Below are 8747 nucleotides of genomic sequence, written 5' to 3'. Positions count from 1 at the left end.
GCCCGCGTCCAGCACGTGGCCCGCAGCCGACGCATGGCCCGCGTCCAGCACGTGGCCCGCAGCCGACGCATGGCCCGCGTCCAGCACGTGGCCCGCAGCCGACGCATGGCCCGCGTCCAGCACGTGGCCCGCGCCAGCCCGACGACCCACACCGGCCACGTCGCCCGCGTCAGGTCGGCGGCCCGCATCGGACGCGTGGCCCGCGCCCGGCGCCCGGCCCGCCCCCAGCGCGTGGCCCGTCGGCTCCGGGACGTCCCGCAGGGCCTCCTCCGCCGCCGCGCACAGGCGGGAGTGTGCGACGACCAGCCAGTCGCGTGCGGCGGCCTCGTCGGGGAGCGGCTTGCCCGCGGAGGCGGGGCTGTGCAGCAGTCGCGGCAGTACGCTGTGCGGCTTCGTGCGGCGGATCGCGGTGATGACGGTGGCCAGCACGTAGTCGAGGAAGCGGAGCCGCGCCCCGGCGCGGTCCGCCGCGCTCTCGCGGAGCTCGCACTGCCGGCGCGCGAAGAGCCGCACCAGGTCGTGGAACCGGTACCGGTCCTCCCCGTGCAGCTCCATCAGCCCGGCGTCGACGAGCCGTTCCACCGCCGTCTCCGCCTCCTCGTCGCTCACGTCGAGGAGCGCTCCCGCGGCGCCGCGGCAGAAGGACGGCATGTAGCAGAGCGAGACCATGCGGAAGGCGCGGGCGAGCTCCGGCTCCAGCGCTTCGTAGCCGAGCCGGAACGTGGCCTCCACGCCCATGTCGTCCACCCGCAGCTCGTCCAGCCTGCGGCGCTCGTCGCGCAGCCGCGCCGTCAGGTCGGCGACGGGCCTGCCCGGCCTGGCGGCGAGCCGGGCGGCGGCGATACGGACGGCCAGCGGCAACCCCCCGCACGTGGCGACCAGTTCGCGGGCGGCCTCCGGTTCGGCGGCCACGCGGTGGGCGCCCGCCATCGCGGAGAGCAGCCCGAGCGCCTGCGGCTCGTCCATCGTCTCGACGTCGACGACGCGCGCGCCGGGCAGCGTGATGGTCCGCCAGCGGCTGGTCACGAGGACCGCGCAGCCCGGGGTGCCGGGCAGCAGGGGCCGCACCTGGGCGGTGTCGCGCGCGTTGTCGAGGAGTACGAGGACGCGCCGCCCGGCGAGGAGCGAGCGGTAGAGGGCGGTCTGCTGGTCGAGGCCGTCGGGCACGGCGCTCTCGGGGATGCCGAGCGCGCGCAGGAACCCGGTGAGGGCGCTGCCGCTGTCGACGCCGGGCGCGGGGTCGGCGCCGCGCAGGTCCACGTACAGCTGCCCGTCGGGGAACTCCTCGCGTAAGGAGTGGGCGACGTGCACGGCGAGCGCGGTCTTGCCGACGCCGCCGAGACCGGTGAGCGTGGCCACGGCCATCGTGCTCCCCGACGTGGCGGCGCGCAGCGTCTCGGTGAGCAGCCGCGCCTCGGCCTCACGTCCGGCGAAGTCCGTTATGTCGGGGAGGAGTTGTGCAGGGACGAGGGGGGTGGGGGCGGTGGTACGGGTGGGGGCCGGGGAAGCGGCGTTCAGGGGCAGGGGGCGGGTGGTGTGTTCCGTGCGGGGAGATGGGGACGGGGGCGGGAACGGTGGCGAGGGCGGGGCCGCACCTTCGTACCCCTGCCCCTGCCCCTGCTTCGGCGGGGTTCCCTTCAGCAGCCCCTCGTGGAGCGTGGTGAGCTCCTTGCCGGGGTCGACGCCGAGTTCGTCGGCGAGTGTGCGGCGCGTCGCCTCGTACACGGCGAGGGCGTCCGCGCGTCGGCCGCCGCGGTGCAGGGCGAGCATCAGCAGCGCCTGGGCGCGCTCGCGCAGCGGGTGCTCGGCGGCGAAGACGCTGAGCGGGGCGGTCGTCTCGCTGTGGCAGCCCAGTTCGAGGGCGCAGGCGAAGAATTCTTCCTGGGCGGTGACGGACAGTTCGGTGAGCCGGTCCCGCTGGCGGCGGGCGTAGGGGCCGGGCAGCCCGGCCAGCGGGGCACCGTCGGAGAGGGCGAGCGCCGCGGTCAACTCGGCGTGCGCGTCGGCGTGTTCGCCGGTGGCCCGCAGCTCGCGGGCCGCGGCCACCCGGTCCTCCAGCTCGGACGCGTCGACGGAGCCGGGCGGAAGCCGCAGGGCGTACCCGTCGCCGGCCGACACCAGGAGCCGGGCGGGTTCGCGGGCGCGGCGGTCGGGTTCGAGGAGGGAGCGGAGCCGGGAGACGTACGTACGCAGCGTGCCGACGGCGCGCGGCGGCGGCTCCTCGTCCCACAACGCGTCCACCAACTCGGACGCCGAAGCCGGGTGCCCGCCGCGCAGCAGCAGGGCCGCCAGGGTCGCGCGCTGCTGCGGCGGCCCGAGCGGAAGCGGCTGCCCGTCGCGCCAGGCCCGCACCGGCCCGAGGACCTGGAACCACAGCGCCCCGCCCGGTTCGGCCGGGCCCGCCGTGGCCGACGTGGCCACCGGGGCACCAGGACCGCGCAGGCCGATCCGACCGCCCGGACCGCCCGGACCGGCCGCCGTCCCGCCGCCCCGGCCCCGACAGCCGCCCGCGTCGCCCCGCATCGTCAGCCCCGCACCCCTTGCCCCGTGACGCACTTCGAAGTGCCCGTTCGTACCGGCGGCGCATGACCGCACGCACCAAACGTTACGTCAGCCCCGCGGGGTGCCCGACCCACGCGTGACACTTGCGCCACCTTGTTGACCAGGTATTGACGCTGTGGACACGTGGGGCGGGGCATATGCGCCACGGACCACTGACATTCGGCCGGAGGGGTGAAGGAGGGGGCAGGCGGGCGGCGGAAACGGCGGGCGGCACCCGGTGCGGGTCACGTGCGGGTCACGTGCGGGTGACCGGACGGGCAACCCGGCCGCCCCGCCGCCTCCGGACCACGGGTCGGCGCGAACGCGCAGGTCCGCGCCTGCCGTCCGGCGGCTGAACGGGCAGCGGCATCTGCCCTCACTGACGTCCTTCCGTCTCTACGCACCGGCCCGCGCGTGGGACATCGTCGACACGGTACGAACCCGTGCCGGCTGTGCGCCGGTCCCGCACACCTCGAACCTTGGAGCACAGCAGCATGCCCAACTACCTGTCCCCCGGCGTCTATATCGAGGAAGTCGCCAGCGGTTCACGCCCCATCGAAGGGGTCGGCACGTCCGTTGCGGCCTTCGTCGGCCTGGCACCGCGGGGACCGCTCAACGAGCCGACGCTGGTGACCAACTGGTCGCAGTTCGTGGCCGCGTTCGGTGAGTTCACGGACGGGTACTACCTGGCGCACTCCGTGTACGGGTTCTTCAACAACGGCGGTTCCGCCGCGTACGTCGTGCGGGTCGGTGGCTCCGACGCCGCCGACCCGCAGCAGCGGTCCGCGGCGCCCGCGCAGGCCCAGGCGCCCAAGGAGATCACCGCGGGCGAGCCCGTGGCGCTCGGCAGCTTCTCGGTGTCGGCGATCACCGCGGGCACCGCGAACGGCGGGGCCCTGACCGTCGAGGTGCAGGACGGCGAGGGCGAGGGCGCCGCCGACCGCTTCAAGCTGATCGTCAAGGACGGCGACAAGGTCGTCGAGAGCTTCGACGTCAGCGCGAAGAAAACCGCGCGGAACTACGTCGTCACCCAGGTCAAGCAGCGCTCCAAGGCGATCGCCCTGGAGGAGGCGGCGGGCGGCCAGCTCGCCAAGCCCGACGCGCAGACCGTGACGCTCGCCCCGCCGGCGCCCGCCACGCCCGCCGTGCCCGCGTCCAACGGCGCCGTGGACCGCGTCGAGACCGCCCAGTTCATCGGCGACTCCGCGGACCGCACCGGCTTCGGCGGCCTGGAGGCCCTGGACGAGGTCAACATGGTGGCGGTGCCCGACCTGATGGCCGCCTACCAGCAGGGCCTCATCGACGAGGAGCAGGTCAAGGCGGTCCAGCTCGGCCTCATCGCGCACTGCGAGCTCATGGGCGACCGGATGGCGATCATCGACCCGCCGCCGTCGCTCAACGCCCGCCAGGTGCGGCAGTGGCGCCAGGAGCTGGCCGGTTACGACTCGCGCTACGCCGCGCTCTACTACCCGTGGATCAAGTCCTTCGACCCGGCCTCCGGCCAGTCGGTGGTCGTGCCGCCGTCCGGTCACATGGCCGGCATCTGGGCGCGCAACGACGCCGAGCGCGGTGTGCACAAGGCACCCGCCAACGAGATCGTGCGCGGCGCCGTGGACCTGGAGCTGCAGATCACCCGCGGCGAGCAGGACCTGCTCAACCCGGTCGGCGTGAACTGCATCCGCGCGTTCCCCGGCCGCGGCATCCGCGTGTGGGGCGCCCGCACGATGGCGTCCGACCCGGCCTGGCGTTACCTGAACGTGCGCCGCTACTTCAACTATCTCGAAGAGTCGATCCTCATCGGCACCCAGTGGGTCGTCTTCGAGCCGAACGACCACGCCCTGTGGGCGCGCATCCGCCGCAACGTCTCGGCGTTCCTGGTCAACGAGTGGCGCTCCGGCGCGCTCTTCGGCTCGCGCCCCGAGGACGCGTTCTACGTGAAGTGTGACGAGGAGACCAACCCCGCCGAGTCGGTCGACCTCGGCCGGGTCGTCTGCGAGATCGGCATCGCGCCGGTCAAGCCCGCCGAGTTCGTGGTGTTCCGGCTCGCGCAGTTCTCCGGCGGGGGCGGCGAGCTGGAGGAGTAGTCCGCGTACTCGCCCCAGGGCCCGTCCTTCGAGAACCATCACAACAGGAGTGAAACCCCTTGTCTCTGCAGCCCGGTGACGCCCTCACCACACACAACTTCGGCCTCCAGATCGACGGCGTCATGGTCGAGTACCTCCAGGAGGTCAGCGGCCTCTCCATGGAGCAGGACGTCATCGAGTACCAGCAGGTGTCGGCCGACGGAAAGCCCGTCGTGAAGAAGATGCCCGGCGTGAAGAAGGCCGGCGAGTGCACGGTCACCCGCGGCATGACGCAGTCCCCCGTCTTCAGCGAGTGGATCAACAAGTCCATCGCGGGTGACATGGGTTCGGCGCGCAAGAACGCCACGATCATGATGATGGACTACCAGAACAGCCCGGTGAAGCGGTACAACCTGCGCAACGCCTGGTGCAGCAAGGTGGAGACCAGCGGGGTCAAGGCGGGCGACGCCGCCGCGCTGACCGAGGCGGTCACCATCGTCTTCGAAGAGCTGGTCATCGAATAATGCGGCGCGAAGGCCCGGCGGGGGTGAACGCGGGGGCGGACGTACGTGAACCGTTGCGTACGGAGTTCGAGTTCGAGCTGCCGCGCGGCTTCGTGGACGAGTCCGGCACCGTGCACCGCAACGGCGCGATGCGGCTCGCGACGGCACGCGACGAACTGGTGCCGCTGCGGGACGTCCGCGTCCGCGAGAACCCCGCCTACCTGTCCGTGGTGCTGCTCGGCCGGGTCATCACCCGTCTTGGCACGCTCGGCTCCGTCCACGACGGCACGGTGGAGAACATGTTCGCCTCCGACCTGGCCTTCCTCCAGGACTTCTACCGGCAGATCAACGCGGAGGGCCACACCCGCGCGGCTGTGGCCTGCCCGCACTGCTCGGAGTCCTTCGAGGTGGAGCTGGCCGGGAGCCGCCTGGGGGAATCGTGACGTACGCGGCCGACCGCATCGAGGAGGAAGTCGCGTACCTCGCCTACCACTTCCACTGGGGCATGGACGACATCCTCGACCTCGAACACGCGGACCGGCGCGCGTACGTGGCGCGGACCGGGAAGTTGGTGGAGCAGTCGGAGGCGAGGCAGTGAGGGTCGGCGGGGTGACCGGGACCGGTCGGGGTCGGTGAGTCGAGGCAGTCGAGGTAAGTGATGGGCTTGTTCAGGTGGCGGCGGGGGTCGCGGGGCGACGCGGTGGCGTCGGGCGCGGGCGTTTCGGGTGCGGGTGACGCGGCCGGTGCGGGTGCGGTTGCCGACCCGGGTGCCGGTGCTGGTGCTGGTGCTCGTGCCGGTGACGGTGGCTGGGCTGCCCTTCCGCCGGTCCAGCGTGTGCTCGGGGCGCCGCGTACGGTCGCGGAGCAGGGCTTCGGCGCGATGCTCGCCACGCACCAGAACCCGTCCTTCGGCGGCGAGTTGGGCCACGCCGTGCGGGCCTCGGCCCCCGGGGGCCTGCTGCGCGACGTCCTGACACCGGTCGCCGGCCGCCCCGGCGACCTCGACCTGCCGTCGCTGCGGCTGCCGGTGCGGGGCCTGCCGGAGGCGGAACGGCCTCACGAGCCGGGTGAGCCCGGTGAGCCGGGTGAGCCTGGTGCCCCCGCTCCCGCCGGTCGTACCGTCCAGCGGGCGGATGTCCCGTCGCCGGCCGCGAAGGACGCGGTGCGGGGCGGCGGTCGTACGGCAGCCGGGACGCGTACCGCCGGGGCGGAGTCCCCCGGTGCCGAGGCCCACCGCCCGGTGCAGCGCCGGGCCACCACGTCGCCGAGCGGCGCGCACGCAACGCCGAGCACGAGCCGTACGACGACGCCCGCCCCCGGGACGTACGCCTCCCCGGACACCGACACGGACCGCCCCGCCCAGCGCCGGGCCGCCACCCCGGCGCCCCCCGAGACGGCGGCATCGCGCGACAGCGGCACGGCTACGCCCCTACGGGGACAGGCCACACCGCAGGCCGGCGGCGCACACACGTCTGCACCCGAAGCGCAGCCCTCCCGGACCGCCTCGCCCAGCACCGGCCAGGACCGGCCCGTCCAGCGCCGCGCCACCACCCCGCCGAGCCCCGCCCCCGAAGCACCACGCGACAGGGGTACGACCACACCTGGTCCCGTAGCAGCGACTCCCGCTCCCGGAGCGCAGAGCCCCAAGGCGCCGGCACCGCACGCCGACAACGCGCGCACCCCTGCGCCCGAAGCACGGGCCTCCCGGTCTGCCTCCGCCCCCGGAGCCGACACGGGCCGCCCCGTCCAGCGCCGGACCGCCGCCCCGGCGAGCCCCCAGGCCGAAGCGCCACGCACCAGCGGTACGGCCATGCCCGCCCCCGGAACGCAGGCCCCCCGCACCCCCTCCCCGGGCACCAGCACGGACAGTTCGGCCCAGCGCCGCACCACCACGTCGCCGGGTCGTGCGCTCGAAACGCCGCGCGCCGGACGTACCGACACGCCTGCTCCGGCGACGGAAACTCCGGCTCCCACTCCCGGAGTTCAGGCACCCCGCACCACGGCCCCCACCGCACCCCAGCGCCCCACGGGCGCACCCGCGACCAAGCCCCTCCTCGGGGACGCGGGCCTCCCCGTCCAGCGACAGGCCGCGACCCCGACGGGCCCCGCGCACGAGACGACGCCCGGCAGCAGCCCGGACCTGCCCACCGGTGCACCCCCGCACGGAGCAGTGCCGCCCGCCCCCGGCGCGCAGGCTCACGACCCCGCCGCGGGGCGCCCCGTCCAGCGGCAGGCTGCAAGCCCCCGCACGCACGCACCGCAGCCGTCCAACGCGGCGCCCACCCCAGAAGCCCAGCCGCACCGTCCCGCCCAGCGGCAGGCTTCACACCCCAGCACACAGACGTCCCCGGCCCCCGCCGCAGCCCCCTCCGCCGCAACCGCCCCGCAGCCGAGGCGCGACGCGCACGGCGACGGCAACGGGAACGGGAACGGGAGCAGCCGCGCGGGTGCCGTGCCGAGCGGCGGCGTGCCCTCGCCCGTCACACCGCGCACGGCAGCCACGCCCGGCCAGAACACATCCGGCCGGACCACTCCCGGTCAGGCCACAACCGGCCGGGCCACACCGGGCCAAAACGCTCCCGCCCGGAGCACACCCGCCCTGAACACGCCCAGCCGGACCACTCCCGGCCAGAACACATCCGGCCGGACCACCCCCGGCCAGGCCACAACCGGCCGGACCACACCGGGCCAAAACACTCCCGCCCGGAGCACACCCGCCCTGAACACGCCCAGCCGGACCACTCCCGGCCAGGGCACACCCGCCGAGGCCACACACCGCCAGGCCACACCCGCTCAGGCCACACCGGGCCAGACCACTCCCGGCCGGACCACACCCACCCAGGCCACACCCACCACCCCCACCTCCAACCACCCCACAGCCGCGCAGCGAACCACCACCACCTCAACCACAGCCGTGATCACCCCCGGCACCGCCCCGCTCACCAGCGCCCGGGCCATTCCCGTGCCGGGCGCGAGCGGCACCCCGACCGCGGCCGGTCCGGTGGGCGCGGGTGCGGGTCCGCGTCCCGTGCCCCTCGTGCAGCGGTCGCGGACAGGGCGCTCCCCGCTCGTGTCCGCCGCGCCCGCCGTCGTACCGGAGCGGCAGATCTTCCCGGTCGGAACCCGTCGTACGACCGCCCCCGTCGACGCCCCGTCCGCCGACGGCACGTCCCCCGCGCCCTCAAGCCCTCCCCCGCCGGACGCCACCACTCCCGTCCGGCCCACCGATGTCCCCGGGCCGGTGCCCCCCACCGGCCCGGGGACGCACGCCGCGTCCGCGGCCACGGACCCCGTCGCTGTGCGGGCGAATTCCCCCGTTCAGCCCGTACAGCGACGGCCTCTCGTACGCCGGGTCCGGCGCGCGCAGGAAGACGGCGCCACGGCGTCGACCGGCGCCCCGCGCCCGGGGCTCGGGCAGCCCATGAACCAAGCCCCCGCCCCCTCCGGACCGCCGGCACCCCAGGACCGCCCCCGCCGCACCGCGATCGGCGCGCCGGTCACCCCCGTCCAGAAGTCGGCGAGCACCAAGTCCACCCCTGCCCCCGCACCCGCACCCGCGGCCGAGCCCGAGCCCACACCGGCCCCCATACCGGAACCAGCCCCGGCACCCGCACCCGCACGCCCGGAACCCCTCCCCGTC

At 74.9% G+C, this 8747-nt stretch carries 6 protein-coding genes; 4 read left to right on the top strand and 2 right to left on the bottom strand.

Features of this window, described 5'->3' with window-relative positions:
• On the bottom strand, positions 1 to 2421 hold a 2421-nt coding region (locus ACI2L3_RS06555), incomplete at its 3' end, for a BTAD domain-containing putative transcriptional regulator (RefSeq protein ID WP_404751172.1).
• A 614-nt stretch (positions 2422 to 3035) separates the two neighbouring features.
• On the opposite strand from ACI2L3_RS06555, the gene ACI2L3_RS06550 reads away from it, so the two are divergent.
• From ACI2L3_RS06550 to ACI2L3_RS06535, 4 genes are read left to right on the top strand one after another with little or no spacing between them, the layout of a single operon-like run.
• The gene (locus ACI2L3_RS06550; protein ID WP_404751171.1) at positions 3036 to 4625 is read left to right on the top strand and encodes a phage tail sheath family protein; all 1590 of its coding nucleotides are present in this window, start codon (positions 3036 to 3038) and stop codon (positions 4623 to 4625) included.
• Positions 4626 to 4684: 59 nt separating this feature from the next.
• The gene (locus ACI2L3_RS06545; RefSeq protein ID WP_223777379.1) at positions 4685 to 5128 is read left to right on the top strand and encodes a phage tail protein; all 444 of its coding nucleotides are present in this window, start codon (positions 4685 to 4687) and stop codon (positions 5126 to 5128) included.
• Complete coding sequence (locus ACI2L3_RS06540; RefSeq protein WP_362991601.1) at positions 5128 to 5550, top strand: hypothetical protein; 423 nt, start codon at positions 5128 to 5130, stop codon at positions 5548 to 5550. Before ACI2L3_RS06545 ends, ACI2L3_RS06540 begins: the two co-directional genes overlap by 1 nt.
• Entirely contained in the window at positions 5547 to 5705 is a 159-nt protein-coding gene (locus ACI2L3_RS06535) for a DUF6760 family protein (RefSeq protein ID WP_404751170.1), read from the top strand. The genes ACI2L3_RS06540 and ACI2L3_RS06535 overlap by 4 nt, the downstream gene beginning before the upstream one ends.
• Before the next feature lie 458 nt (positions 5706 to 6163).
• On the opposite strand, the gene ACI2L3_RS06530 is transcribed toward ACI2L3_RS06535, so the two are convergent.
• A complete protein-coding gene (locus ACI2L3_RS06530; RefSeq protein ID WP_404751169.1) occupies positions 6164 to 6526 on the bottom strand; it encodes a hypothetical protein in 363 nt (120 codons plus the stop codon).
• Positions 6527 to 8747: the final 2221 nt, after the last annotated feature.

Source organism: Streptomyces sp. NPDC029674, assembly GCF_044903205.1.
Taxonomy (GTDB): Bacteria; Actinomycetota; Actinomycetes; order Streptomycetales; family Streptomycetaceae; genus Streptomyces.
This window is presented reverse-complemented; position numbering and strand designations above follow the sequence as displayed.

Excerpts from the sequence above, each read along its gene's own strand:
- ACI2L3_RS06550 (WP_404751171.1), top strand. The coding sequence starts at position 3,036 with ATGCCCAACTACCTGTCCCCCGGCGTCTATATCGAGGAAGTCGCCAGC.
- ACI2L3_RS06540 (WP_362991601.1), top strand. The coding sequence starts at position 5,128 with ATGCGGCGCGAAGGCCCGGCGGGGGTGAACGCGGGGGCGGACGTACGT.